The following is a 26657-nucleotide window of genomic DNA, read 5'->3' as shown; positions in this document are numbered from 1 at the left end:
ACCTCAGTGGTGGGAGGAAGATGGCCCGTTGGCGGACCGGGAAGCTTCGAGCAGCAGGGCCGCGGCCCTGCCGGCACTGTCGGCGGCACTGACATCGCCGCTGACCAGCGCGACGGCAGTGGCGCCGTCGATCAATACAAGCAGTTGCCGCGCGGTTTCCTTCGAATCGGGCAGGCCGCACGCCTGTGTGAGTTCGTTCAGGTAGTCCAGTAACCGCTGCTTGTGGAACCGCGACACGGCGCGGATCTCGCTGTCCGGATCTTCCGTCTCGCCTGCCGCATTGATGAAGGCGCAGCCGTGGAACCCCTCTGATTCGAACCATTGCCGCAGCGTCGGGAAGATCGACATCACGCGCTCAAATGGATCGTCCGTGGGCGGCGTCGAACGGATGAACCATGCCATCCAGCGCGCATCGCGGTGCAGCAACGCTGCCGCGACCAGCGCTTCCTTGGTGGGATAGAGCCGGTAGATGCTTTTGCGGGCCACACCCGACGCTTTGACGATGGCGTCCATGCCGGTGGCGTGGATACCGCCGGAATAGATAAGTTGCTCGGTGGCTTCGAGCAGTCGGGCTTCGATGGAGGATTCGTCGGACATAGTGGCAACTCCAGGGAGAACGATCGTTCTCCGATAGAAACAATGGTAGAACGATCATTCTCCGGTGTCAACGGGAAATTATCGGCAAACCAAGTGCGGCGGGTGACCGCCTCTCAACTGGAATATTCAGGAATACGGAGAGCTATGTCCGCAAGGCGTCTTGCCCGCGCAGCAAGGCGGCGACAATGGGGTCCACACTGGACTCCACCCGGTGAATCGGCCCGGCCACCGACATCCCGTACACAGCGCCCCCGATTTCAACAGGCACAGCAATCGCCCCCAGGTCCGGGAATGATTCACCGAAGTTCGGATACCAGCCCTGCTGCTGCCACATTGCAATCTCGCGCTCCAGCGCCTCGCGTGAGGCCACGGTGCGCCCGGTGCGGGGTTGGAACGAGACCTTCGCCAACGCGGCATCGCGCGCGGCGTCCGTCATGGCACCAAGGATTGCGCGGCCGATCGAATTGATATGCACGTCGCGCAATTCACCCGGCGTCGCGGTATAGCGCACCGGGTTCTGTGATTCACGCACTTCCAGGTACAGCACGCGCCCGTCGTCCTGCAGCTTGCCGAAGATCACGGTTTCTCCGGTCGCGTCGCGCAGGGTTTCGAGCACGGGCTGCACGCGTTCGAGCAGCGGGTCGTTGCGCGAGATGCGCTGGGCGATATTGAGCAGCCGGCTGGTCGGATAGTAGCCCTGCCGCCGTCCGGTCTCGTAGAGATAGCCGAGCGATGCGAGCGTGCGGATCAGGCCGAGGCAGCTCGACATCGGCGCGCCGAGCAGCTTCGCGAGTTCCGTCAGTGTGAGCGAGCGCCCTTCGCGCGCGTAGATCTCCATGATCTCGATCACGCGCAGCGCCGTCTTCACGCTGGCCTGCCCTGCCTTGTCGCCCGTCTCGGATTCCGCCATCTCCTGTTCCTGTCAGCCTTGCCGTGCGCGGATTGTACGCGTCTTCAAGCCTCGTCCGACGACGGCAGCCCTTGCGCCCACGATCGGATATTGCCTGGCGTGCGCGAGAAACGCGTCGGGATGCCGATACCGCGCAGCTGTCCCTCGGTCGGATGCTCGTACTCGAACACCATGCCGGTCGCGCGCAGGTGCGGGTCCTGCACCACGTCTTCGAGCGCCGGCACCTCGCTGTGCGGGATATCGGCGTCGGCCAGCAGCGCGAGCCATTCCGCGGTGGTCTTGCAGCTGACGATGTCGGCCAGCGTTGCGTACAGCTCGTTGATATTGGCGCTGCGCGCGGCCGGGTCGATATAGCGTGGATCCTCCGCCAGCTCCGGGTGGCCGGACAGCGCGAAGAAGCGCGCCCACTGCGGCGTGGTGTACGGCAGCAGCGCGATATGGCCGTCCAGCGTGCGGTAGGGCTTGCGGTGTGGCGACATCACGCGCGGATACCCGCATGCACCCTGCTCCGGCACGAACGTGTGTCCGGCAAGCTGTTCCGGGGCGAGGAACGACACCAGCGTCTCGAACATCGGCACCTCGATGGCCTGTCCCTGCCCCGAACGCTCGCGCTCGTACAGCGCCATCGGGATCGCATAGGCCACCGTCAGGCCGGCGACCTTGTCGGCCAGGATGGTGTTGACGTACTGCGGACCGTCACTGCTGTTCGCGCCCTGGAACTGCGCCAGGCCACTGCGCGCCTGGATGATGTCGTCGAACGCGGGCATGCCGGCGTAAGGACCGGTTTCCGAGTAGCCGTAGGCACCGCAATAGATCAACCGCGGATTCGACGTCCGCAGCGATTCATAATCGAGCCCGAGCTTGCGCAGCGATTGCGGCCGCACGTTCGAGATGAACACATCCGCGCCCGCGATCAGGTCCTTGAGCCGGGCCAGGTCTTCCGCGCGCTTCACGTCGAGCACCATGAACTGCTTGTTGCGGTTAAGGTTCAGGAACGTGGCGCCCATGCCGGGATGCAGCGCAGGTTCGGCGTGGCGGAAGACATCCCCTGCGGGCGCCTCCACCTTGATCACCTCGGCGCCCATATCGCCAAGGATCTGCGTCGCGTACGGCCCCATACCGACCGAGGTCATATCGACCACACGCACGCCCGCGAGCGGTCCGGTGGCCTTGGGCGTTGTGCCTGCGTTCTGCATCGTCATCGCTATCCCTCGCTCAGTACGACTTCGGCAAGCCCAGCACGCGCTCGGCGATAAAGCACATGATGAGCTGCGGGCTCACCGGCGCGATGCGCGGGATATACGACTCGCGCAGCAACCGCTCCACGCGGTATTCGCGCGAATAGCCCATGCCGCCAAGCGTCAGGATGGCAGTCTGGCAAGCATTGTGGCCAGCTTCGGCTGCGAGGTATTTGGCAGTGTTGGCCTCGGCGCCGCAGGACTCGCCCGCGTCGTAGCGCGCGGCAGCCTTCAACATCATCAGGTTGGCCGCTTCAAGCTGCATCCACGCCTGTGCGAGCGGGTGCTGCACGCCCTGGTTCATGCCGATAGGCCGGCCGAACACCACGCGCTCCTTTGCATACTGCGTAGCAATGGCCAGCGCCGCGCGGCCCAGGCCGATGGCCTCGGCGGCGATCAGGATGCGCTCGGGGTTCAGGCCGTGCAGGATGTACTCGAAGCCACGCCCTTCCTCGCCGATACGGTCTTCCTCGGGGATGAACAGGTCGTCGATGAACAGCATATTGGTATCGACGGCCGAGCGGCCCATCTTGTCGATCTCGCGGATTTCGATCTTGCTGCGGTCGACCTTCGTATAGAACAGCGACAGGCCTTCGGTCGGCTTCTTCACCGATTCGAGCGGCGTGGTGCGCGCCAGCAGCAGCATGCGGTCCGCGACCTGAGCGGTGGAGATCCAGATCTTGCGTCCCGTCACCGAATAGCCGCCCTCCACCTTGCGCGCGAAGGTCTTGAGCTTGGTGGTGTCGAGGCCCGCGTCGGGCTCGGTCACGCCAAAGCAGGCCTTCTCCTTGCCGGCGATCAGCGGCGGCAGGAAGCGCGCCTTTTGCTCGTCGGTGCCGAACACCACCACCGGGTTCAGGCCGAACACGTTCATGTGCACCGCCGAAGCGCCGCTCATGCCCGCGCCGGACTCCGAGATGGTCTGCATAACGAGGGCTGCTTCCAGGATGCCCAGACCCGCACCGCCATACTGTTCCGGCATGGCAACGCCGAGCCAGCCGCCTTCGCACAGCGTCTTGTAGAACTCGTGCGGATAGGTGTGGGAGACGTCCAGCTTGTTCCAGTATTCCATGTCGAACTGGCCGCAGACCTGCTGCACGGCTTCAACGATCGACTGCTGTTCGGCGGAGAGATCGAAATTCATATCGGTGTTCCTTGTGCTTTCTTATTCCGGCTGGATTCCCGCATCCTTCACCAGACGCGACCACTTCTGCAGTTCCGCCGTGACAAACTGGCCCAGCTCGGCCGGCGTGCTGCCGAACGGCTCGAAGCCGAAGGCATGAAACTGCGGCGCGTATTGCTTGTTGGAGGCAATGGCGACCAGCTCGTGATTCAGATGCTCGACCACCGGCGCGGGCGTGCCTGCCGGCGCGAACACGCCATTCCAGGACGTGATATCGAAGCCCTTGAACTCGGGCTCGCTTGCCAGTGGCGGCAGGTCTGGCAGCAGCGCGCTGCGCTGCGCGGTGGTCACGGCCAGCGCGCGCAGCTTGCCGGCCTTGACGTTGGCGATGCCCGCTGCGAAGTCGACAAACATCACCTGCACCTGGCCGCCGATCACATCGGTCATGGCCGGGGGCGTGCTCTTGTACGGCACGTGCAGCATCTTGAGTCCCGCCATCTTCGACATCGTCGCGCCGGCCACGATGCCGGTGCTGTTGCCGCTCGCATAGGACATGCCCGGATGCGCCTTGGCATACGCGACAAACTCCGGCAGCGTCTTGACCGGCAGCGTCGGGCTGACCACCAGCATGAACGGCAGGTTGCCCATGCGCGAGACCGGCGTGAAGTCCTTCACCGGGTCATAGCGCAGCTGCTTCATCAGCGACGGGTTGGCCGAATGCGTGGTGTTGGTCGTCATGAACAGCGTGTAGCCATCGGCCGGCGCCTTGGCGACGAACTCGGCGGCAATGGTGCCGTTGGCGCCGGGCCGGTTGTCGACCACGACCGGCTGCTTGAGCGATTCACCGAGGTACTTGGCCGTCAGCCGTGCCACGGCGTCGGTACCGCTGCCCGCGGCGAACGGCACCACGAGGCGAAGCGGCTTGGTCGGATACGGATCCGCCGCGCCTGCGGGGGAAATCATGGCCATCATGGCACCACAGCCCACCGCCACGGTGAGCAAAGCCTGTTTTGCGAACTTCACGATGCTGGTCTCCAGTTTCAGCGTGTCATTGCCGGTCTGCGGCGCCGGCTGTCTTGACGGGGGATCGGAAGCGTGTACGGCCGCGCTATGCGGGCCGCACGACACGTTCCGGCGATTCTTCGTAAGGCGGGGAATAGATGACGAGGATCTTGGCCGGCTCGTCGCTCACGACGGTGAACACGTGCATGGTGTCCGGCGGGAAGAAGCAGCAATCGCCGGGACCCAGTTCCTTGCTCTGGCCACCTACTTCAGCAATGGCGCGGCCTTCAAGCACATAGCAAACCTGCTCGATACCCGGATGCGCATGCGGCAGCGCGCCCTTGCCCTTCTCGATCGTGCCGTGCAGCACTTCAAGGTGGCGGGCGCCGACGGTTTCGGGGGAGATCAGCCGGCGGTTCAGGGTGCCGGTGTGGTTGGCGGGGTGGTAGCCCGGGGTGTCTTTGGTGGAAACGAAATAGACAGGGGATTGGGGCATTTCTTCGAAGAGCCGAATCGGCCGCTATTCATGTGCATGAATTTAAGTTTATCACCATGAATTTATGAGACAAGACCGAAAGCGCCAGTTTGCGGGTTTACACCGGTGACGGGTGCCGGCGGAATCATTAACCGCTTAGCGCCATGGCCACCTGCTGGCGCAGCAAGGGCACCACATCTGCTTCGAACCAGGGATTGCGGCGCAGCCACAGGCGGTTGCGCGGGCTCGGATGCGGCAGCGGCAGGAACTGAGGGAGGTAATCGGCATACGCGGCCACCGTGTCGGTCAGCGTCGGCTTGAGCCGCCCTTGGAGGTAATACCCTTGCGCGTAGCGGCCGATCAGCAGCGTAAGCCGGATATGCGGCATGGTGGCAAGCAGCTGCGCATGCCAAAGTGGCGCGCACTCGGTTCGCGGCGGCAGGTCACCGCTCGCACCCTTGCCGGGGTAGCAGAACCCCATCGGCACGATGGCGATCCGGCTGGTGTCGTAGAACTCGTCGGGCGTCATCTGCAGCCAGGCGCGAAGCTGGTCTCCGGACGGATCGTTCCACGGGATGCCGGTGTCATGCACGCGCCGGCCGGGCGCCTGGCCCACAATCAGCAGGCGGGCGGTAGGCGCGGCCCGGACGACCGGCCGCGGTCCGTATGGGAGGTCGCAGGCACGGCAGGCGGTGATGTCGTTGAGGAGGATGTCGAGCGGGGAGCGGCGCTTGGCGGGCAAAGTGAAGTTGGACGGGCTTGCGGGGGGGAAGTCTTTCAGTGTAGCCCTGTATGCCGCGTGGCCGTAGCTTCAGTGGAAATCCCGGCTGCCCACCATCAGCCGGCCCATCATCGGACTCAGGTCGATCAGTTCCTGCGCCACCAGATGGCGCACCTCGCCCTGCCGTTGCCAGGTGCCAACCACGCCAAGCAGCGTCGCACCGAGAACCTCCTTGCGTTGCCGCTCGATCAGGTCGGGCCAGAAGATCAGGTTGACAGTGCCGGTTTCATCTTCGATGGTCGCGAAGATGGTGCCGCTCGCGGTGGCCGGCCGCTGGCGTACCGTGACGATGCCGCAGGTGCGCACGCGCCGGCCATTGCGGCAACGGGAAAGCTGTTCGGCGGTGGCGTAGTCCATGGCCTCAAGCTTCGCGCGCAGCAGCGCGAGCGGATGGGACTTGAGCGACAGCCCCGTGCTGGCGTAGTCGGCCGCCACCTCTTCGCCGAGGCGCGGTGCCGGCAACGTCAACTGGCGTTCGATGAGCGGCGCTTCGTGGAGCAGGTCCCGGTGCGCGACCTGCAGCGCGGCGGCGCTGGCCTGCCAGCGCGCCTGGCGCCGGTTGCCGGCGAGTGCCGCCAGCGCGTCGGCGGCCGCCAGCACGTCGATATCGTGCCGATCCAGGCTGGCGCGCAAGGCCAGGTCTTCCACGCTGTCGAACGGACGCTGCGCACGCGCGGCTTCGATGCGCAACGCGGCCGCTTCACGCATGCCCTTGACGCGGCCCAGCCCCATGCGCACCGGCGGCTTGCCGGCGCCAGTCTGGCCGGGCGCAGGCTCCAGCGTGCTGTCCCAGTTGCTGACCGTGACATCGACGGGCAAGACCACCACGCCATGGCGCTGCGCATCCTGCACGAGTTGCGACGGCGAATAGAAACCCATCGGCTGGCTGTTCAGCAGCGCGCACAGGAAGGCCGACGGATGGTGGCACTTGAGCCAGGCGCTGATATAGACCAGCTTGGCAAAACTGGCCGCGTGGCTTTCGGGGAAGCCATATTCGCCGAAGCCCTCGATCTGCTTGCAGATGGCCAGTGCGAACGATTCCGGATACTTGCGCTCGGTCAGCGCCCGGATCAGCGCTTCCTGGTGCTGGCGCAAGTCGCCGCGCCGCCGCCAGGCCGCCATCGAGCGGCGCAGCTTGTCGGCCTGCCCCGCCGTGAAGCCGGCCGCGTCGATGGCAAGCTGCATGACCTGTTCCTGGAAAATGGGCACGCCGAGCGTGCGGCCCAACACCTTTTTGATCACGTCGTTGAAATAGACCGGCGGCTTGCCGGTGCGCCGGAACGCTTCGCGCCGCTTCAGGTACGGGTGGACCATGCCGCCCTGGATCGGCCCCGGCCGCACGATGGCCACCTCTACCACGAGGTCGTAATAGACGCGCGGCTGCAGGCGCGGCAGCATCGACTGCTGCGCGCGCGATTCGATCTGGAACACGCCGATAGTGTCTGCGCGGCAGATCATCGCGTAGGTTGCCTTGTCCTCCTTCGGGACGTCTTCCATGCGCGCCGGCACGCCGGCCTCGGCCAGACTCTCGTCCGGATTCGGGATCATCGCGAGCGCGCGGCGGATGGCCGACAGCATCCCGAGCGCCAGCACGTCGACTTTGAGCAGGCCCAGCGATTCCAGATCGTCCTTGTCCCACTGGATCACGCTGCGGTCGGCCATGGCCGCGTTTTCGATCGGCACCAGCCGCGACAGCTTGCCGCGCGCCATCACGAAGCCGCCCACGTGCTGCGACAGGTGACGCGGAAAGCCATGCAGCTGCGTCGTCAGGCTGGCCCACTGCTGCACCGCCGGCGATTCGCGGTCGAGGCCATAGCGGCCGATACGGTCCAGGAAGCCCTGCCCGCTCTCCCACCACGCTTGCCCCTTCACCACCTGCTCTACCACGCTGGCGTCGATGCCCAGCGCGCGGCCCACGTCGCGCAGCGCGCTGCGCGAGCGGTAGGTGATCAGCGAGGCGGCCAGCGCGGTACGGTCGCGGCCGTACTTGCGGTAGATGTACTGGATGACTTCCTCGCGCCGCTGGTGTTCGAAGTCGACATCGATATCGGGGGGCTCGTCACGCTCGCGCGAGAGGAAGCGCCCGAACAGCAGGTTGGCCTGTTCGGGACTGACTTCGGTGACGTAGAGGCAGTAGCAGACCAGCGAATTGGCCGCGGAGCCACGGCCCTGGCACAGGATGCCTTCCTGGCGTGCAAAGCGCACGATGTCGTGCACGGTCAGGAAAAAATGCTCGTACTGCTTTTCCTCGATCAGTTCCAGTTCGCCTTCGAGCTGCTTCTCCCATTCCGGCTTCAGCCCGTGGGGAAAACGCATGCGCTTGCCTGCCTCCACTTCCTTGCGCAGGTAGCTGATCGGCGTCTCGCCTTTCGGCACAAGCTCCTCGGGATACTCGTAGCGCAGCGTATCGAGCGAGAAATCGCACAGCCCGGCAATCTTCAGGGTCTGCGCCAGCGCCTCGCGCGGATACAGGCGCGACAGTACCTGGCGCATGCGCAGGTGCTGCTCGGCATTGGGCGCCAGCGCCATGCCGCATTCGGGCAGCGGCTTGCCGAGCCGGATCGCGGTCAGCACATCGGACAACGGCTTGCGCGAGCGCACGTGCATGGTCACCGCGCCCGCCGCCACCAGCGGCACGCCGGCCTGCGCCGATACGCTTTCGAGCCGAGCGCGGTGCAGCGCATCGGCGTGGCCCTGCAACTGCTCGAGCGCGATCCATGCGCGTTCGCCGAAGGCCTCGCGGCACCACTGCGCCTGTTCCAGCAACTGCGCCGGATCGGGACAGTAATCGGGCACCAGCAACGCCAGGCAACCCGGCATGCCGCGCAAGTGCTTCTGCTCTTCCTCGGGCGCAGACAGGTCTTCGGGATGCAACAGGTAGCTGCCCTTCTGCGCACGCATGCGGCCCAGCGTGATCAGCTCGCACAGGTTGCCGAAGCCTTCACGGTGCTGCGCGATCAGGATCAGCCGCAGCGGCGGTCGCTCATCCGTGCCAGATGGTGCGGTCAGGCTGAAGCGGCTGCCGATCAGCAGCCTGAAGGCATCGGCGGCCGCGGCATGAGCCTTCAGCACATTGAGTTCGCCCTCGTCCTGCGCCTCGGTGGCGTCCGCCTCGCAGCGTTTCACCGCATCCGTCAGGCGCTGGCGCAAGGTCTTGATGGCATCGTGCGCGCGCGCGGTGCCGGCCACCGAGCACTCGTCGGTCAGCGCGATGCCACGATAGCCAAGCTGGAAAGCACGCTCGATCAGCTCGACCGGATGCGACGCGCCGGTCAGGAACGTGAAGTTGGAGATGCAGTGCAGCTCCGCGTAGTCGGGCAGCGTGGGCAGCCACGCGGACAGCCCTGACAATTCAGACGGGTTCATGCAAACAACCCATGCAGGAACCAGCGGTATTCGCCGTCGTCCTCGTGCCCGTCGCGCCCCGGATGGCCGGGGCGTTCGCGGTAGACCCAGCAACGCAGGCCATCGGTGCGCTCGGCGATGAAATAGTCGCGCGTGGCCAGCGCGCCGTCCCACCAGCCGGCCTCGATGCGCTCCGGCCGGGTCAGCATGCTCAGTGCTCCGCCGTGGTTCGGGCGATGGTTGCGTACCGGCAGGGGCAGCGGCTGCGGCAACAGCCACAGCGGGCGCTCGGGCATTGGCGGCAGCGGCGCGCCGGACGCCTTGCCCGTGGCCTCGTCGAGCGGACACCAGCGGTTGGCACATTCGGGCCGGTGATCCGCCAGCGGCTGCGGCTGCAGCACGTTATCGCGGCCCAGTCGGGCCACCAGCGTATCGAGCACGCGCCCCAGCTCGGCCGGCGTGCCGCCGGGCTCGGGGAACAGCGCGTCGCTGTGCGGCAGGTGTTCGGCCATGGCCTCCACGCGCAGCGCCAGACCCGTGACTGGGGCGTGGAAATTGAGCTTGTCGAGCTTCTCGCGCAGCAGTCGCGACAAATGCGCGGGATCACGGCTCGGCTGGGCCAGCCCCACGGTCACGGGCGTGCCCACGGTATCGACGCCGAGCCGGTAGCGCTCATGTTCGAGCACGAGCACGCAGCGCGTGACGCCGGCCTGCTGCACCGACAGCCAGCCGGCCAGCGCCAGCAGCAGCCGCTGCGCGCCGGCCAGCACGCCTTCGGCCGATTCGATGCGGCCCGGCAGGTCCATGCGCTGCGCGAACGCGGGCGGTGCGGCAAACCAGGTGAAGCTGGCCGGCGCATCGCCATAGGCTTGATCCAGCCGTGCCAGTAATCCGGGGCCCAGCCGGCGCGCCAGGCCCGCGCGCGGCAGGCGCCGCACCTCGCCCAGCGTGCGGCAGCCGATGCCGTCGAGCCACGCCGGATCCGCAAGCAGGTGCAGCACCTCGACCGGCAAGCGGTCCAGCAGCCGGCCCATGCGCTCGCCCTGCACCGCCCGCCGCGCCGGCCGCACAATGCCGCGCCGGGTGCGCCGCATGGGCTGGCGCGCAAGCCATGCCGCGCCATGGGCCGTGACGCCACTGCCCACCTGCGCAAACGTGCCGAGCTGCCGCACGCACAGGCGTACCGAGCGGCACAGTGCGCGATAGCCGCCGAACAGGCGCAGGCTGGCGGTGACGTCGAGCATCAGCGTGGCTGCTTCCGGGTCTTCATCCAGCGTCACCAGCGGCGTGAAACGGAGCAGCGCCAGCGCCGCCGCATGCAGCAATTCAGCCTCTGCGACCGGGTCACGCTCAAGCTGCACCACCTCGGCCGACAGCGCCTGCACGCCGCCGCGCCGCATGCCGAAGCGCACGCCCAGCGCCATGGCCGGTGTATTGGCGAGAATCACACGTTCGCGCTCCATCACCGCCACTGGCACCGCGTGGTGCAGCGTGCCGATGGCAGAAGATGCCGGGGAGGAAATTGCCGGAACCAGTTCAGGCCAGTTCGGCTGCAGCGCGTCCAGCGACAGGCGCGGCAGATGCACCGCGATCCAGTACGACATGGGCGGAACCTCCCGCGACAACAGATACAGGTGAAACAGCCGGCGCAGGCGCTGCATGGCCACTGCTGCGCCTGGCGGCGTCCATGCCCTCCAGCCGCAGCAGCAGCGGCGCCTCGCGCACCGGCCCGCGCCGCTTGTGAAAGACGATCGACAATTCATTGCCCGGCAGCGGCGACAACAGCAACCGCAGCACCGCCGGCGACGACTCGCGCAGTGCCGCGGCGGGGCGCATGGCCCACACCGCGGCATCGCCGGCCTGCGCCAGCACCTGCAGGCGGCGTACCGCCTCGGGCCGCGCGGCCGGCAGCCACACCAGCACCGCCCCGAACGCCTGGCTGCGCAGCATCTGCTCGGCCGCCCACAGCACATCGGCCTGCTGCGCGTTCTTGCCGGCACCAGCGGCCGCGCGCACCCAGTAAAGCTGCCGCGCCGGCAAACCCGCCGCGGCCAGCCCCATCGCATTGGGGAGGTAAGGCGGCCCCACCAGCCCGATGCGCCGCCCCGCCGCTGCCAGCGCGCGCAGCGCCGGTAGCAGCAGGCGCAACTCGCCCGCCCCGCCCTGCGTGGTCAGCAGCTCCGTCACCCCGCCAACAGGCCAGCCGCCACTGGGCAGTTCGGCCGCCAGTTCGGCATAGCCGGCGGGCCACACCGGCTGGGTGCCCGCGCGGCCAAGCTGTCCGGCGCGCCACAGGCCCGGGTAGCGATGTTCGAGCGCAGCCACAGCCTCCTCCCGGGTTGGTGGAAGTTGCTGGGCAAGCGAAGAGAAAGCGAAGGCCTCCGCGGCGGAGGCTGCGGGTGCGGTCATGTGAGGTTTGAGTCTCGCCGAAGGGGCGAATAAGGTTTTTACGATAACTGTATATTTATACAGTATTCGCGGTTGTGCAAGGGGGAGATGGAATGTGATCAAGCCGCAATGCCGCCCGTACCCGATTTCTCGTCCGAGCCCCGGTTTACTTCGCACGCGAATTATCTATATACTTCGCACACGAAATTAATCTTGACGCCGCCTGGCATCGCACATCCCCTTGGAGAACAACCATGTCTTCCGAAATCCGCACCGAACTCGACCACGGCATCCAGACGATTACGCTTTCCCGCCCGGACAAGATGAACGCTCTCACGAACGACATGTACGGCACACTCGCCGATACGATCGAGCGCGCACAGCAGGACCGCAATATCCGGGTATTGCTGCTGCAGGCTGATGGGGACAGCTTCACGGCGGGCAACGATTTGGGCGAGTTCGCGGCGATTGCTGCCGGCAAGGGCCCGAGCGAACGTCATGTCCATCGCTTTCTGCGCGCCCTGGCCAATTCGACCGTGCCGGTCGTGGCCGCGGTGCACGGCAATGCCGTGGGCGTGGGCACCACCATGCTGCTGCATTGCGACTACGTCGTGCTTGGCGAAGATGCCAGACTGGTCACGCCGTTCGTCAACCTCGCGCTGGTTCCCGAAGCGGCTTCGAGCTACCTGCTGCCGCTGCGCATCGGCCACGCACGGGCGTTCCAGATGTTCGCGCTGGGCGAGCCGCTTGATGCGCAAACCGCCGTGGCATGGGGCATTGCCAACAAGGTCAGCGCCAGCGGCGAGTTGCGTGCAGACGCGCGTCGAATGGCCGAGAAGCTTGCCAGCAAACCCGCCGGTTCACTGAGCGCCATGAAGACACTCATGCGCGACGCAGAAAAACTGGTCGCGCAGATGACCAGCGAAAGCGCCCAATTCGAAGCACGGCTGGCCAGCGCCGAAGCGCGAGAGGCATTCTCCGCGTTCGCCGAGAAGCGCAAGCCGGACTTCGTCAAGATCGCCCAGCAATAAGTCCCAGTGAACTGACTAGACCTCGCCCTCGTCAGTAGCGGGGAACTTCGTCTGCAGGCTGGTGAGCCACCTTGCCACCACGTCGATCTCCGCTTCACTGAAACCTTCGGTCAGCCGGGCATTCAGATCCTTCAAGCCGGCCTTCGAACGCCGGCGCGCCGCGCGCCCCTCGTCGGTCAGCCACAGGCGCCATATGCGGCGGTCGGATTCATCCGGCCGGCGCTCGACAAGGCCTGCCTTTTCCGACCGATCGGCAAGGCCGCTCATTCCCGGGGCGCCGAGGTCCAGCGCTGCGGCGGCCTCACTCATCAGTGCACCGTCGTTCTCGCCCAGGAAAAACAGCAACCCCGACTGGGCTGCCGTCGCACCGCCCAGGGCCGTGCGCGCTTGCGACCACCGTTGCAGGCGGCGCTGGCCGACATTCAATAGATAGACGAGTCGATGTTCCATGTCGGATCTGGTCAGGGCTGTCATTTCATTCGCACGCGAATGTTATCACGCGGCCCTGTGCCGGGATTCTGCCCCTGTTGTATCCTCCCGGCACTGCTTCCCGAAATGGCATGTCCGACTCCATCCGCCCCCCTCCATCCGAACGCACCGGCAAACCGCGCCGCATCACCATTCATGACGTGGCACGCGCGGCCGGGGTGTCGCTGACGACCGTATCGCATTCACTGAATGACCGTGGCGTCGTAGATCCCGCCACGCGGGCGCGTGTAAAGCGCATCGCGGCAGAACTCGGCTACCGGCCCAGCGTGCGTGCGCAGCGCCTGCAGTCCGGCCGCGCGAACTGCATTGCGCTGCTGTCATCGATGCCGTTCGCGGTGGCAGGCGGCACGTCGCGGCTCGGATTCATGATGGAAGTCGCAGCCATTGCCGCGGAAGCCGCCATGGCGCGCGGGCTCGGCGTCGTGCTGGTGCCGCCGCTGGAAGGCGCCGGGGGCTTGCTGGAAACGCTCGACATCGATGGTGCGATCGTGATCGAGCCACTGGCCGGCGACCCGCATATCGCACGCCTGCGCGAGCGCGGTGTGAGCATCGTGTCGATCGGCCGCGAACCGCTTACCGACAGCCCGGTGCCCTACGTGGACCTGCAATCGGCAGACACCGCGCGCATGCTGCTGGAACACTTGCATACGCACGGCCGTAAGCAGATTGGCCTGATGATCGGCGACGCTGCGAGGCAATCATATGTGGAAACCGAGCGCGTCTACCGCGAATTCACGCAAGCGAACGGGCTGCCCTGCACACTGGTCAAGGCGCCCGAGGCGCAAGGCGAAGCTGCCGGTGCCGAGGCCTGCGCGCAGTTGCTGGCACAGCTGCCCAGTCTCGATGCACTGTGCGCGCCCGTGGACGCCTTCGCCGTGGGCGCGATGGAGCATCTGAACAAGTCCGGCAAGCGCGTGCCGGACGATGTGCAGGTCGTGACACGCTACGACGGCATCCGCGCGCGTACCGCGCACCCGCCGCTCACCGCCGTCAATCTGCACCTCGAGCGCGTCGCCGCGCTGGCCGTGGATCTGCTGTTTGCGCACCTGTCCGGCGATCGCAGCCGGCAAACCGTGGTGGGCCCGGCGCCGGAACTCATTGTGCGCGCATCGTCAGCCTAACCGCGCAGCAGGACGACCGCGCCCGAAACCAGCGCGAACGCCAGCACGCCCACGCGCAGCATGCGCTGGTTGATGCGCCGATGGACGAGGTGGCTCGCCACCATGCCGGCCACCAGCACCGGCAACAGACCCATCGCATAGACGATCTGCGTCATGCCGAGCCGGTCGCTCGCTGCCAGCACCACGAGCGAGATGACTTCGCCCACCAGGAAGCACAGCGCCACCGTGGCTCGCAGCGTGGCCACGGGCGCATGCTGGTAGGCGAGCGCCAGCGGCGGCCCGCCGACCCCGGTGGCCGTTTCCGTCACGCCGGTGATCAGCCCGGTCGACGCGAACGTCAGCCGCCCCGGTGTAAAAGCCGGCGCCAGCAGCGACACAAGCGCCGCCGCGATGGTGCTTCCGCCTACGATCATGTTGAGCCACGCCATCGGCATCGCCACCAGCACCCAAAGGCCGCCGAACGTGCCAGCGACGCGTCCCGCGCTGATCCAGCCGGCACCGTGCATGTCGATCGCATGCCGCTCGCGCCACGCTACATAGGCATTGAGCGGCAGCATGGCCAGCAGCAGCGCGCCGGGCAACATTGCCGGCGCCGCAAGCGCCAGCACCGGCACGACGATCAGCGCAAAACCCATGCCGGTCGCGCCCTGGATCAGCGCACCGGTGAACACCGCGGCGCAGACACTGAAAACCGTGAGATCCATCGTCATGCTCCAGGCGTGCCGGCGTGCGGCACCGTTTGCGCGTGCCGCGCGCGATGTGCATCGGCGTAGTCGTGCAGTTTGCGGATCGGCGCGCCGGCAATCGTGTCGGCGGCCATCGCGCGGATATCACGCATCAGCGCACGTGCATCCCAGTCCGGCGGCCATCCTTCCCACAGCCGTAACTTGCCATCGACAAACACAGCGCGGATCTGGTCGCGATTGGCAAGACGCACGAGCTCCCACGTCACGTCCCACGAAGGCGTCAGCTCCGGCACGTCGAGATCGACCAGCAGGAAATCCGCACGCTTGCCCGCGGCAATCTCGCCGGTCACCGCACCAAGACCGGCCACGTCGGCAGCATCATGCGTCGCCATGTCGAGCCAGCGCCAGCCGGCCCCGCACGATGAGTCGCCCACGCCGATGCCGAACGCAAAACGCTGCGCCGCTTCGGCATAGTCGAGCAGACGGAAGCCGTCGCTGCGCGTACCGTCGGTGCCCAATCCGAGCCGAACGCCGAAGGTGGCCATGGTTTCAGCCGGTGCCACGGCATTGCCCTTCCATGCACTGGCCACCGGGTTGTAGGCAACGGCCGCGCCAGTGTCGGCCAGCAGGCGGATCTCATGCGGCGTGACCAGCGTGGCATGCGCCAGCAGCGCCGCGGGGCCAAGCGCTCCTACGGCTGCCAGATGTTCGATCGGCCGGCGGCCGCAGGCGTTGAGCGAACGCTCCACCGCGACCAGGTGCTCGTTGGCATGCGTCTGGAAAATTCGACCCGCTTCGGCACACATGCGATGTACGTAATGCAGCATCGCATCGCTGGCGACTTCGGGAATCGAGATCGCCAGCGATGGCGTGACCAGTGCGTGGTGATCGTAGCGGCCAAGATGCTCGGATGCGCGGCGCTGGATGGGAGCGGCATCGAGCGTCTCGGCGCCCGGGCGGTCGTTGCAGATCAGCCCCAGCACGCACCGCACGCCGGCATCGGACACGGCCCGCGCAATGGCGTCGAGCCCCGCGTCGCTGCGCGTGCCCGCATCCACGACGGTCGTGAAGCCGCCGCGCAGCGCCTCCAGCGCCGCGAGTTTTGACGACAGGTAGAGATGCTCGGCGTTGAGACTGCCTTCCAGCGGGACCCATACGCGACGGAAAATCTCTGAGGGCTCGCCGAACACCAGCGACTTGCCGAACGACTGGGTCAGGTGGTGATGGGTGTCGATCATGCCGGGCATCAGCAGCATGCCTGGCAGGGAAAGCCGCTTCAGCGACGGAAACTGCGCGGCAACGTCGTCGACCGGGCCTACCGCCGTGAAGCGGCCGCCCTCGACCACCACCGCGTGATCGCGCACGGCACCGTGGCGCAACAGCGTCCATTCGGGCTGGAGGATATGGGGTTCGGCAAGGCGTGCCGGGTCCAGGGGCGGCGCCAGATCGCCAGGCCACGCTGGCTGGAATGCGGATCGATGTGTCATTCGGATTTCCGGATACGGTTTCAGTGCGTAACAGGCGCCACGTCGGCGACGCGCCTGGCGCCCGTGTGGAAGAACAGGAAGTTGAGCAAGGCGGCAGTGAAGGCGCCCATCGCCACGCCATTGCCCAGCAGGATGCGCAGGTTGGGCGGCAGTGCGCCGTAGATGCCGGGAACGAGGATCGGCAGCAGTCCGGCCGCGAGCGCCACGGCCACCACATACATATTGGCGTGGTCGCGCAGGTCGACACGGCGCAGCACGTCAATGCCCATGGTGCCCACGATGCAGAACACCACGAGACCCGTGCCGCCGACCACCGCTTCCGGGATCGCGCTGATTAGTGACGACACCGGTACCAGCAGGCCGAACGCCACAAGGATGAGACCCGATACCGCGGTGACATAGCGGGAACGCACGCCGGTGGCGCGCACGATGCCGATGTTCTCCCCGCTGGTGATAATCAGCGATGTCCCGAACACGCCGCCAAGCAGCGACGCCAGCGCATCGGCGCGGATGGTGCGCGGCACATCGCGCTCGCCGTCGACCGGCCGTCCCACGGCATCGCTGATGGCGAGGGTCTGGCCGGTGGCCTCGACCATCGAGATCACGGCAAACACCACCAGCGGAATGGCGGCCACGACATCGAACTGCGGCCAGCCAAATGGGAAAGGCGTTGGCAAGGCCAGCAACGGCGATGCCGACACCTGCCCGGCATGAAATACGCCGAGCGCCATGGCCGACAACGCACCGCCAACGAGTCCGATCAGGATCGCCAGCCGTGCCAGCGTGCCGCCGAACCACCGAGACGCCGCCACGGTGCAGGCGATGGTCACGAAGGCCAGCAACAGGTTCATCGGATCGACCGATGCCCCTGCCGCAGGATGTCCGGCAATCAGCCGCCCCGAAACCTGCGCAAGGTTGATCGCCACCAGCAGCAGCATGGTTCCGACCACCACCGGCGGGAAATAGCGCAGGCAGCGCCGGAACACCGGCAGCGCACAGAAGTAGAACAGGCCAGTGATGATTACCGCCCCGGCCGCGGTCTGCACGCTGGTCTGCTGGGCGATCAGGATGAACAGCACGATGGGTGCGCCGCCAGGAAGCATCACGAATGGCAGCCGCGCACCAATGCCGCGACGGCCAAGCGACTGCAGCAACGTGCCAAGCCCGCAGACCACGAAAGTCGCGCTCAACAACTGCACCGACAGCGCGGACGGAAGATTCAGGGCCTTGCTCATCAGGAACACCGCCGCAATGGGCGATGCCGCCATGACCAGCACGTGCTGGAGGCCGAAGACGAACAGCTGCCGCCATGGCAGGCGTTCATCCACCGGGGCGGGGGCGGGTTGGGACATGTCGTTGCTCCTCGATTGGTGGGTCAGTCGTTGCACCGGTGACCTCGCGGAGGGGCCCTGCGTCTGTGCGCTGTTGGCGTCAATCCGCACGTTTTTTATTAGCCAAAACGTTTTGGTTAATGTAATCGAAGGAGATTGAGAGCGCAACCCGGATGCTCGATACGGCCGAGGAAGTGTCTCCAAAAGCCGCGCTCCTGCGTCGCGTGGACAAAAGCGCATATGATGAAACTTTGGTTTCATTCGCCTCAATGTTTGACACCAAAGTTTCATTCACCTATATTTCTGAAACCGAAGCTTCATTCGGATCCAATCATGACCGCATCGTTGCAAGACAAGATCCTCGCCCTGAACGACCAGCTCACCGAAAGCGAGCGCCGCCTGGCTGCCGTCACCCTGGAGTGCATCGGCAACCTGGCCGCTTACTCGGCGACCGAGCTCGCGCAGAAAGCTGGCGTTTCCAAAGCGACGGCCGGCCGCTTCTTCCGCCGGCTCGGCTATGAGAACTTCAATGAGGTCCGGGCGCTGGTGCGCGACGAAGCAGACCGCGGCTCGCCGCTGTATGAACTGGCTGGCGTCCAGGCACCCACCGAGAACCAGACGCCGCTGGCGCGCCACCTCGCCAACGATTTGCAGAACCTGGCGCAGACCTTCGACAGGCTGAACCCGGCCGACGTGGAACGTGCTGTTGCTCTGTTTGCCGACACGAAGCGCGTGTTCATCGCGGGCTTCCGCAACGGCCGCGTGCTCGCGCAATACGCGTGGGCGCTGCTGACGCAACTGCGGCCGGGCGTGACATTGGTGCCGGGCGCCGGCCTGAACCTGGCCGAAGACCTGGCCGACCTCGGCGCCGGCGACGTGCTGCTGGTCATGGACTTCCGCCGCCGCGTGACGCTGCTGTGGCCGATGGTCGCCCATGCCAACCGCGTCGGCGCCAAGGTCGTGATCCTGACCGATCCGAGCGCGACGGACCTGCCGGCGCGCTCCGACGTGGTACTTCGCTGCGTCAACCACGGCGCGGCGGTGTTCGACTCCTATGTCGCCGCCGTCAGCCTGATCAACCACCTTTGTACGAACCTAGCGCTGGTCCTTGGCGACACGGCGCGCGAGCGGCTCGAAGAAATCGAGTCGTTACACGACCACTACGGCGACCTTCATCGCTAGTGAACGAAACCTGATCAAGGAGACTGTCTTGAACCACCCGCTCCCCAACCTGAAGCTGCAGTGCGCGCTGAACCCGGCGGCCACGCCCGGCGCGCCATACGGCACCCGCCAGCGAGCCGTACTCGGCGGCGAAGCCTTTGCCCGCGCAGCCACGCAGATCCGCCGCTGGCCCGGCTATACGCCGACGCCGCTGGTTGCGCTCGACGGCCTGGCACGCGCCGCCGGCGTTGCCAGCATCCTCTACAAGGACGAAGGCGGCCGCTTCGGGCTGGGCAGCTTCAAGGCACTCGGGGGCGCCTACGCGGTCAGCCGCCTGCTGTTGCGCGAGATCGAAAGCCGGCTCGGCGTCAGCAACGTATCGGTCGATGACATGCTCGCGGGCCGCTACGCCGACGTGGTGCGCGACATCACCGTGACGTGCGCGACCGACGGCAACCACGGCCGCTCGGTCGCCTGGGGCGCGCAGCGCTTTGGCTGCCAGTGCGTGATCTATATCCACGCCACGGTCAGCGAGGGCCGCAAGACGGCCATCGAACAATACGGCGCGCAGGTGATCCGCACCGCCGGAAACTACGACGATTCCGTGCGCCAGGCGGCGGAAGACGCGGCACGGCTCGGCCGCTTCGTGGTGTCCGACACTTCCTACGAAGGCTATATGGAAGTGCCAAAGGACGTCATGCAAGGCTACGCGGTGATGGCCGATGAAGCGCTTCAGCAGATGCCTCAGGGCGAGCTTCCGACCCACGTGTTCCTTCAGGGCGGCGTAGGCGGCCTTGCCGCAGCGGTGTCGGCGCACTTCTGGGAAGTGCTCGGCAACGCGCGTCCGCGCTTCATCGTGGTGGAGCCGGACAAGGCGGCCTGCCTGTACGAGAGCGCACGTGCTGGCAAGCCGGTGGCAGTCCATGGCGACCTCGACACGGTGATGGCTGGCCTCGCCTGCGGCGAGGTCTCGCTGCTCGCGTGGGAGATCCTGCATCCCGGCGCCCACGCGTTCCTGACCATCGACGACGAATCGGCACTCGACTGCGTGCGTCTGCTCGCCGACAGTCCCTATGGTGATGCGCCCGTCGTCGCAGGCGAATCCGCTGTGGCAGGACTGGCTGGCAGTCTCGGCGCGCTGGCCGCCCCTGCAGTGCGCGACGCGCTCGGCCTGAATGCCGACAGCCGCATCCTGGTGTTCGGCAGCGAAGGCGCCACCGACGTGGCCCTCTACGAGCGCATCGTCGGCCGCCTGCCTGAAGACGTGAGGAAAGCGGCGTGAAGCCAGATCACACTCTCCAGCGACCCGCACGGATCGACCTGCCGCGCCTGCTGCGCCGGATCGCCGCGCTCGCCGAAGTCGGCGCCATCGACGGCGGTGGTGTCTGCCGGCTCGCGCTGACCGACGAAGACCGCATGGGGCGCGATCTCGTGGTGTCGTGGATGCGCGAAATCGGCCTGTCGGTCAGCATTGACGGCATCGGCAACGTGGTCGGCGTGCGCGCCGGGCAGGAAGACCTGCCGCCCGTCATGACTGGCTCGCACATCGACACCGTGCGTACCGGCGGGCGCTATGACGGCAACCTCGGCGTGCTTGCCGGCCTGGAGGTGATGGCCGCGCTCGACGATGCCGGCATCGTCACGCGCCGCCCGCTAGCGGTGGCCTTCTTCACCAACGAAGAAGGCGCACGCTTCGCACCCGACATGATGGGCAGCCTCGTCTTCCAGGGCGATCTCCCGCTGCAACAGGCGCTGGACACGCGCGGCATCGACGGCACCACGGTCGGCGAGAACCTTGCCCGCATCGGCTATGCCGGACCCGCGCCGGTGGGTCAAAACCGTGTGCATGCATTTGTCGAACTGCACGTGGAACAGGGCCCGGTGCTGGAGCACGAAGACGTCACCATTGGCGCGGTCACCGGCGTGCAGGGCATCCACTGGACCGAGTTCACCGTCGAAGGCACATCGAACCACGCGGGCACGACGCCAATGCGGCTGCGCCACGACGCGGGCATCGTCGCCGCGCGCATCGCATGCTTCGTGCGCGACCTGACGCGCGAACTCGGTGGCGCGCAGCTCGCGACCGTGGGCCAGGTGAAGTTCTTCCCGAATCTCGTGAACGTGATACCCAATCGCGCCGTGTTCACGGTGGACTTGCGCAATACCGATGGCACCGTACTGGCCGACGCCGTACAGCGCACGCTCGCTTACGCGCTGGACGTGGCAAAGGCCGAAGGCGTGCAGGTGTCCCACCGAACGCTGGCCGACTTTGCCCCGGTGGCGTTCGACCAAGGCGTGGTCGCCAGCGTCGAATCCATCGCGCGCCGCCACGGCCACAGCGTGCGGCGCATGCCGAGCGGCGCCGGGCATGACGCCCAGATCCTTGCCCGCATGTGCCCCGCCGGCATGGTCTTCGTGCCGAGCGTGGCTGGCCTCTCGCACAACGTCGCCGAACTGACCCACGACCACGACATCCAGGCGGGCGCCGACGTGCTGCTCGACCTGATGCTCGAACTGGCCGCCTGACATTCACCGCATAACAGGAGACAACCCACCATGTCCCGCTTTGTCCACGTCGCCGCAGCGCAGCTCGGCCCCATCCAGCGCAGCGATTCGCGCCGCGATGTCGTCGCCCGCCTGCTGGCCCACCTGCACCACGCCCATGAGATGGGCTGCCATCTGGTGGTCTTTCCCGAACTGGCGCTGACCACCTTCTTTCCGCGCTGGTACATGGATGATCCCGAGGAACTGAATGCGTTCTACGAGCGCGAAATGCCCGGCCCGGAAACCCGCATCCTGTTCAACACGGCAGCACGGCTCGGCATCGGCTTCTATCTCGGCTACGCGGAACTCGCGGTCGAGCAAGGCGTCGAGCGCCGCTACAACACCGCGATCCTGGTCGGCCGCGACGGCAAGATCGTCGGCAAGTACCGCAAGGTGCATCTGCCCGGCCATGACCAGCACGAACCGTGGCGCGCCTTCCAGCACCTGGAAAAGCGCTACTTCGAGCCCGGCGACGACTTCGGCGTCTGGCAGGCCTTCGGCGGCGTGATGGGCATGGCGCTGTGCAACGACCGCCGCTGGTCCGAGACCTATCGCGTGATGGGCCTGCAAGGCGCGGAAATGATCCTGCTCGGCTACAACACACCGGTTCACAACCCGCCGGCCCCCGAGCACGACGACCTGTCGATGTTCCACAACCACCTGGTCATGCAAGCCGGCGCGTACCAGAACGGCACATGGGTGGTCGGCGTGGCGAAGGCCGGCAAGGAAGAAGGCTGCGAGATGATCGGCGGCACCAGCATCATCGCGCCGTCCGGCGAGATCGTCGCGGCTTGCTCGACCAAGGGCGATGAACTGGCAATCGCCCGCTGCGACCTGGACCTGTGCCAGTCGTACAAGAGCACGACCTTCAACTTCGACCGGCACCGCCGCCCCGAGGCCTACGGCCGCATCACGAGCCAGCGCGGCGCCACGCCGCCGCAGCCCGTGGCCGCATAGCCGCACGCGCTAGTCGCCCCTCTCCAAATCTAGAAAGAAGAACACGATGCAGGCGCCTCCGGGCGCCCGCAGGGGGGCGTTTTTGTCTCACCAAATCCAAAGGAGGAACATAGTGAGCGATTCAATGCATTCCGCGCAGACCCTGCGCAATCCCGCAACGAACACTGCGACGACGGACACGATGCAGGCGTACGACAACGCGCTCTATCGCAAGGTGGCATGGAGACTGCTGCCATTCCTGATGGCCTGCTACATCGCGGCCTTCCTGGACCGCGTCAACGTCGGCTTCGCCAAGCTCCAGATGCTGGACCAGCTCAAGTTCAGCGACACGATATACGGCCTTGGCGCCGGCATCTTCTTCATCGGCTACTTCCTGTTCGAAGTCCCGAGCAATGTGCTGATGCACCGCATCGGCGCGAAGAAGACGCTCGCGCGCATCATGATCCTCTGGGCCTGCATCTCGGCCTGCATGGCGCTGACCAAGACGCCGACTCAGTTCTACATCCTGCGCTTCCTGCTGGGCGCGGCCGAGGCCGGCTTCTATCCCGGCATCATCCTGTACCTGACGTACTGGTTCCCGTCGCACCGCCGCGGGCAGGTCATCGCAGTCTTCATGACAGCCGTGCCGTTCGCCGGCATCCTCGGCGGCCCGCTGTCGGGCTGGATCATGGAGAGCCTGCACGACCACCATGGCTTCGCCGGCTGGCAGTGGATGTTCCTGATCGAAGCGATTCCGTCGATCGTGCTGGGCCTGGCCGTGCTCTGGTATCTCGACGACCGCATCACCGACGCGCGCTGGCTCGACACCGCCGAGAAGAACCGGCTCGCACACAACATTGCGGCGGAGAAGACGACCAAGGTCGATCACGTATCGCTGCTGACGCTGTTCCGTGACCGCCGCGTGATCCACATGGCGCTGATCTGCTACTGCACGGTATCGAGCCTGTCGGGCCTGGCCTTCTGGATTCCGTCGGTGATCCGCTCGACGGGCGTGGTGTCGTTGCTGGACGTGGGGCTGCTGACGGCGATCCCGAACGCCTGTGCGGTCGTGTCGATGATCCTGGTATGCCGGCACTCTGACCGCACTCGAGAGCGCCGCTGGCACATGGTCATCCCGTTCCTGGTCGGCGGCGCCGGCCTGACGCTCAGCACGCTGTTCAGCCACAACCCCACGTTCGCGGTGGCGATGCTGTCCGTCGCGGCCGCTGGCTGCATGGTCTGCTCGCCGCTGTTCTGGAGCCTGCCGACCGCATTCCTCGAAGGCCGCAGCGCCGCTGCCGGCATCGCCGCGATCAACTCGTTCGCCGGTCTGGCCGCCTTCGCCAGCCCCTACGCGATCGGCTGGATCAAGGACCTGACCGGCTCCACCGACTGGGGCATGTACTTCCTCGCCTCCTTCACCGTGATCGGCGCGCTGCTGGTGCTGCGCGTGCCGGCAACGCTGGTCAACCGCTGATTGCACAGGACGTACCACGATGAACAACCAGACAGACAATCTCAGCGACGTCATTGCGCTGACGCGCGAGATGGTGCGCATTCCGAGCCTCTCCGGCCGCGAAGGCGACGTGGCCGCGCTTCTGGCGCGCCGCATGACCGAAGCCGGCTTCACATCGGTCACGACAGACGGCAACGGCAGCGTGCTCGGGCTGATCGGCCCGGAGGACGCCGAGGTGGCCCTGCTCTTCGACGGCCACATGGACGTCGTCCCCGTCACAGGACAGTGGCGCTTCGACCCGTTCGGCGGCACGATCCATGACGGCCGGCTGTACGGGCGCGGCACCACCGACATGAAAGGCGGCATCGCCGCGGCCATCTGCGGCGTGGCGGCCGCCGCGCGTGAACGGCCGCTGCGCCGCCGCATCGCCGTGTCCGCCAGTGTGCTCGAGGAGATCATCGAGGGGCACGCGCTGGCATCGGTACTCGACCGTTGCCAGCCGGCGGCCGTGGTGATCTGCGAGCCGTCGAAGCTGCAGATCAAGCGCGGGCAGAAGGGCCGGCTTGAGATCCTGCTGACGTTCCACGGCAAACCCGCCCATGCGGCGACGCCCCACCTTGGCGTGAATCCGCTTCAGGCTGCCGCGCGCGCATTGACGGCGCTCGAAAGGCTGAATCTGCCGACCGACCGCGTGCTCGGCGCCGCACTGCTCGTGCCGACCGATATCGTCTCGGCGCCCTATCCTTCGATCTCGATGATCCCGACTTCGACCACGATCCGCTTCGATCGCCGCACGCTCGATGGCGAGACGCGCGAGGACGTGCTTGGGCAGATCGACGCCTGCCTGCGCACAGCGGGCCTGCACGATTTCACGCTGGCCGTGTCGGATGACGAGGTGCGGACGTTCACCGGCGAATCGGCGCGGCCGACGCGCTGGCTGCCCGCGTGGCAGCAACCGGACAGCACGCCGCTCGTGCAGGCCGCCACGCGAGCCGTCACGCAAGCCGGCCGCTCCCCGCAAGTCGGCACCTGGGCGTTCTGCACGAACGGGTCCGAGTCTGCGGGGCGGCGCCGGATTCCGACCATCGGACTCGGTCCGGGGTGTGAAGAGGATGCGCACACCATCGATGAATCAATCGCGCTTGAACAGCTGGATGGTGCGCGGGAGATCTTTCGCAACCTGGTGTTGGAGATGGCGTGATGGCGCGCGGCGCTTGCATGAAGCGCCGCGTCATCCCCCGCCCTGGTGAAAGCGGCTGGGCCGCAGCGCCCGCCAAGAGCGATAACCTGGCCCCCGACCAGAAGCTTCCACCGACTACGCCGGCGAAACAGCCGCATCTGCCGAGATGCGATAACTGATTCCCCAATCCTACGAAAAACCATCTCAATGTGCATTGGGGAGGTACCCGATTCCCGGACATCCGCGCCAGCAGTAGCCTGCCCTCTTGGCACACCACACAGGAGAAGATCCCAATGCCCGGCCGTTCCCGTCCCATGAAGTCACCGCGCTCATCACGCCCTGCCTTGCTTGCTCTGACGATTTCGGCCACGGCCGGCCTGCTCTCCGCCTGCGCAGCCAATCTGCCCGGCCAGTCGGCCAAGGTGCCCGAACTACGCCCCGGCATTCCCGCAGGCTACCTGGCGCCGGATGCCCGCCCCGACAGCCTGGCGCTGGTGCCGCAGCCGCCGGCGGCCGAGTCGGCGGCCTTCGCGCTGGACAAGGACACGGCAAAGCTGGCCCAGACCCAGTGGGCGAAGTCCGGCTCGGCGCGCTGGAAGCAGGCGCAACTCGACGCGGATCTTAGCTTCCCGGCCGCAGCAGGCGCCTTTTCCTGCGCAGTGAACGCGCCCATCAGCGAGACGCAGACGCCGCGCTTGTACATGATGCTGCGGCGCACGCTGGTCGACGCAGGCCTGGCGACCTACCGCGCGAAGGACCGCTACAACCGCACGCGCCCGTTCGTGGCGACGAGCACGTCATCGTGCACGCCCGCTGATGAAGCCAAGCTGGCCAAGGACGGTTCCTACCCTTCGGGACATAGCGCCGCCGGATGGGCATGGGCCCTCGTGCTGACGGAAATCGCTCCCGATCGCGCCGACGCCATCCTGATGCGCGGGCGTGCCTTCGGGCAAAGCCGCATCGCCTGCAACGTGCACTGGCAGAGCGACGTGAACGAAGGCCGCATGATCGCGGCGGCCACGGTAGCGCGTATGCATGCCGACCCGGTATTCGAGGCCGACCTGTCAGCCGCGCGCGATGAGTTGGCCAAGGTGCACGCCCAAGGACTGCCGCCGAACCGGGACTGTGCCGCAGAAGCTGCCGCGCTGGCGACAAACCCCTAAGGCATTGGCACATACGCGCCGGCGTCGGCCGACGCCGGCTGCGCTCGCCATGTGCCACGTTGCCGAGCGCGCAAGGCTCGAGGTGCACATCACTTCTCTTCCCTGAAAACAGGGATGTGGTGCCGCAGTCATCCGGAACGGGTCCCACGCCCGATGTGGCCCGAACTCCGTTGACGGTCGAGTCAGCCAAGGTACGCTAAAATCAGCACACCT

At 66.5% G+C, this 26657-nt stretch carries 23 protein-coding genes; 9 read left to right on the top strand and 14 right to left on the bottom strand.

The features are described 5' to 3' along the window. Positions 1-3 precede the first annotated feature (3 nt). The 10 genes from K2O51_RS11215 to imuA all read right to left on the bottom strand — a co-directional run bounded on the left by K2O51_RS11215 (position 4) and on the right by imuA (position 11880). Positions 4-597, bottom strand: coding sequence for a TetR/AcrR family transcriptional regulator (locus tag K2O51_RS11215; protein ID WP_140950635.1), 594 nt, complete (start codon positions 595-597; stop codon positions 4-6). A 142-nt stretch (positions 598-739) separates the two neighbouring features. Further along, positions 740-1507: an IclR family transcriptional regulator gene (locus K2O51_RS11210; protein WP_011300633.1), complete on the bottom strand. Its 768-nt coding sequence runs from the start codon at positions 1505-1507 to the stop codon at positions 740-742. A 44-nt stretch (positions 1508-1551) separates the two neighbouring features. Further along, on the bottom strand, positions 1552-2709 hold the full coding sequence (locus K2O51_RS11205; protein WP_220630233.1) for a CaiB/BaiF CoA transferase family protein: 1158 nt from the start codon (positions 2707-2709) through the stop codon (positions 1552-1554). A gap of 13 nt (positions 2710-2722) precedes the next feature. After that, positions 2723-3889: an acyl-CoA dehydrogenase family protein gene (locus K2O51_RS11200; RefSeq protein ID WP_011300635.1), complete on the bottom strand. Its 1167-nt coding sequence runs from the start codon at positions 3887-3889 to the stop codon at positions 2723-2725. Between the two features lie 21 nt (positions 3890-3910). Next, positions 3911-4891: a Bug family tripartite tricarboxylate transporter substrate binding protein gene (locus tag K2O51_RS11195; protein WP_011300636.1), complete on the bottom strand. Its 981-nt coding sequence runs from the start codon at positions 4889-4891 to the stop codon at positions 3911-3913. An 85-nt stretch (positions 4892-4976) separates the two neighbouring features. Beyond that, positions 4977-5366, bottom strand: a complete 390-nt coding sequence (locus K2O51_RS11190; RefSeq protein ID WP_011300637.1) for a cupin domain-containing protein — start codon at positions 5364-5366, stop codon at positions 4977-4979. 127 nt (positions 5367-5493) lie between these two features. Continuing rightward, a complete protein-coding gene (locus tag K2O51_RS11185; protein ID WP_011300638.1) occupies positions 5494-6087 on the bottom strand; it encodes a uracil-DNA glycosylase family protein in 594 nt (197 codons plus the stop codon). A gap of 69 nt (positions 6088-6156) precedes the next feature. Further along, positions 6157-9492 carry an error-prone DNA polymerase gene (locus K2O51_RS11180; protein ID WP_011300639.1) on the bottom strand — a complete coding sequence of 1112 codons (3336 nt, stop codon included), beginning with the start codon at positions 9490-9492 and terminating at the stop codon, positions 6157-6159. Further along, positions 9489-11075 carry a Y-family DNA polymerase gene (locus K2O51_RS11175; RefSeq protein WP_011300640.1) on the bottom strand — a complete coding sequence of 529 codons (1587 nt, stop codon included), beginning with the start codon at positions 11073-11075 and terminating at the stop codon, positions 9489-9491. The genes K2O51_RS11180 and K2O51_RS11175 overlap by 4 nt, the downstream gene beginning before the upstream one ends. Further along, entirely contained in the window at positions 11008-11880 is an 873-nt protein-coding gene (imuA, locus tag K2O51_RS11170; protein ID WP_041680232.1) for a translesion DNA synthesis-associated protein ImuA, read from the bottom strand. The genes K2O51_RS11175 and imuA overlap by 68 nt, the downstream gene beginning before the upstream one ends. A 233-nt stretch (positions 11881-12113) precedes the next feature. On the opposite strand from imuA, the gene K2O51_RS11165 reads away from it, so the two are divergent. Further along, the gene (locus tag K2O51_RS11165; RefSeq protein WP_140950638.1) at positions 12114-12890 is read left to right on the top strand and encodes an enoyl-CoA hydratase; all 777 of its coding nucleotides are present in this window, start codon (positions 12114-12116) and stop codon (positions 12888-12890) included. 15 nt (positions 12891-12905) lie between these two features. Here the strand turns inward: K2O51_RS11165 and K2O51_RS11160 are convergent, their stop codons facing one another. After that, positions 12906-13340: a MarR family winged helix-turn-helix transcriptional regulator gene (locus K2O51_RS11160; RefSeq protein ID WP_041680233.1), complete on the bottom strand. Its 435-nt coding sequence runs from the start codon at positions 13338-13340 to the stop codon at positions 12906-12908. Positions 13341-13450: 110 nt separating this feature from the next. Between K2O51_RS11160 and K2O51_RS11155 the strand changes: the two genes are divergently transcribed. After that, positions 13451-14500: a LacI family DNA-binding transcriptional regulator gene (locus tag K2O51_RS11155; RefSeq protein WP_049796499.1), complete on the top strand. Its 1050-nt coding sequence runs from the start codon at positions 13451-13453 to the stop codon at positions 14498-14500. Here the strand turns inward: K2O51_RS11155 and K2O51_RS11150 are convergent. From K2O51_RS11150 to K2O51_RS11140, 3 genes are read right to left on the bottom strand one after another with little or no spacing between them, the layout of a single operon-like run. Continuing rightward, on the bottom strand, positions 14497-15204 hold the full coding sequence (locus K2O51_RS11150; RefSeq protein WP_220630232.1) for a sulfite exporter TauE/SafE family protein: 708 nt from the start codon (positions 15202-15204) through the stop codon (positions 14497-14499). The genes K2O51_RS11155 and K2O51_RS11150 overlap by 4 nt on opposite strands. A 2-nt stretch (positions 15205-15206) precedes the next feature. Next, positions 15207-16673, bottom strand: coding sequence for an amidohydrolase family protein (locus tag K2O51_RS11145; RefSeq protein WP_011300646.1), 1467 nt, complete (start codon positions 16671-16673; stop codon positions 15207-15209). A gap of 20 nt (positions 16674-16693) precedes the next feature. Continuing rightward, positions 16694-18025, bottom strand: coding sequence for a uracil-xanthine permease family protein (locus K2O51_RS11140; protein WP_011300647.1), 1332 nt, complete (start codon positions 18023-18025; stop codon positions 16694-16696). A 312-nt stretch (positions 18026-18337) separates the two neighbouring features. On the opposite strand from K2O51_RS11140, the gene K2O51_RS11135 reads away from it, so the two are divergent. From K2O51_RS11135 to K2O51_RS11105, 7 genes are all read left to right on the top strand, one after another. Continuing rightward, positions 18338-19186, top strand: coding sequence for a MurR/RpiR family transcriptional regulator (locus tag K2O51_RS11135; protein ID WP_041680234.1), 849 nt, complete (start codon positions 18338-18340; stop codon positions 19184-19186). 28 nt (positions 19187-19214) lie between these two features. Further along, the gene (locus K2O51_RS11130) at positions 19215-20447 is read left to right on the top strand and encodes a diaminopropionate ammonia-lyase (RefSeq protein WP_011300649.1); all 1233 of its coding nucleotides are present in this window, start codon (positions 19215-19217) and stop codon (positions 20445-20447) included. Then, positions 20444-21691, top strand: a complete 1248-nt coding sequence (locus K2O51_RS11125) for a M20 family metallo-hydrolase (protein ID WP_140948877.1) — start codon at positions 20444-20446, stop codon at positions 21689-21691. The genes K2O51_RS11130 and K2O51_RS11125 overlap by 4 nt, the downstream gene beginning before the upstream one ends. Positions 21692-21721: 30 nt before the next feature. Further along, positions 21722-22666 (top strand): N-carbamoyl-D-amino-acid hydrolase, encoded by a 945-nt coding sequence (locus K2O51_RS11120; RefSeq protein ID WP_220630231.1) that lies wholly within the window; start codon positions 21722-21724, stop codon positions 22664-22666. Positions 22667-22847: 181 nt separating this feature from the next. Then, on the top strand, positions 22848-24122 hold the full coding sequence (locus K2O51_RS11115) for an MFS transporter (protein WP_235679755.1): 1275 nt from the start codon (positions 22848-22850) through the stop codon (positions 24120-24122). A 19-nt stretch (positions 24123-24141) separates the two neighbouring features. Next, positions 24142-25302, top strand: coding sequence for a YgeY family selenium metabolism-linked hydrolase (locus K2O51_RS11110; protein ID WP_220630230.1), 1161 nt, complete (start codon positions 24142-24144; stop codon positions 25300-25302). 272 nt (positions 25303-25574) lie between these two features. Beyond that, complete coding sequence (locus K2O51_RS11105; protein WP_011300654.1) at positions 25575-26444, top strand: acid phosphatase; 870 nt, start codon at positions 25575-25577, stop codon at positions 26442-26444. The last annotated feature ends 213 nt before the right edge of the window (positions 26445-26657 follow it).

The sequence above is a fragment of the Cupriavidus pinatubonensis genome (assembly GCF_019602855.1).
GTDB lineage: Bacteria > Pseudomonadota > Gammaproteobacteria > Burkholderiales > Burkholderiaceae > Cupriavidus > Cupriavidus pinatubonensis.
This window is presented reverse-complemented; position numbering and strand designations above follow the sequence as displayed.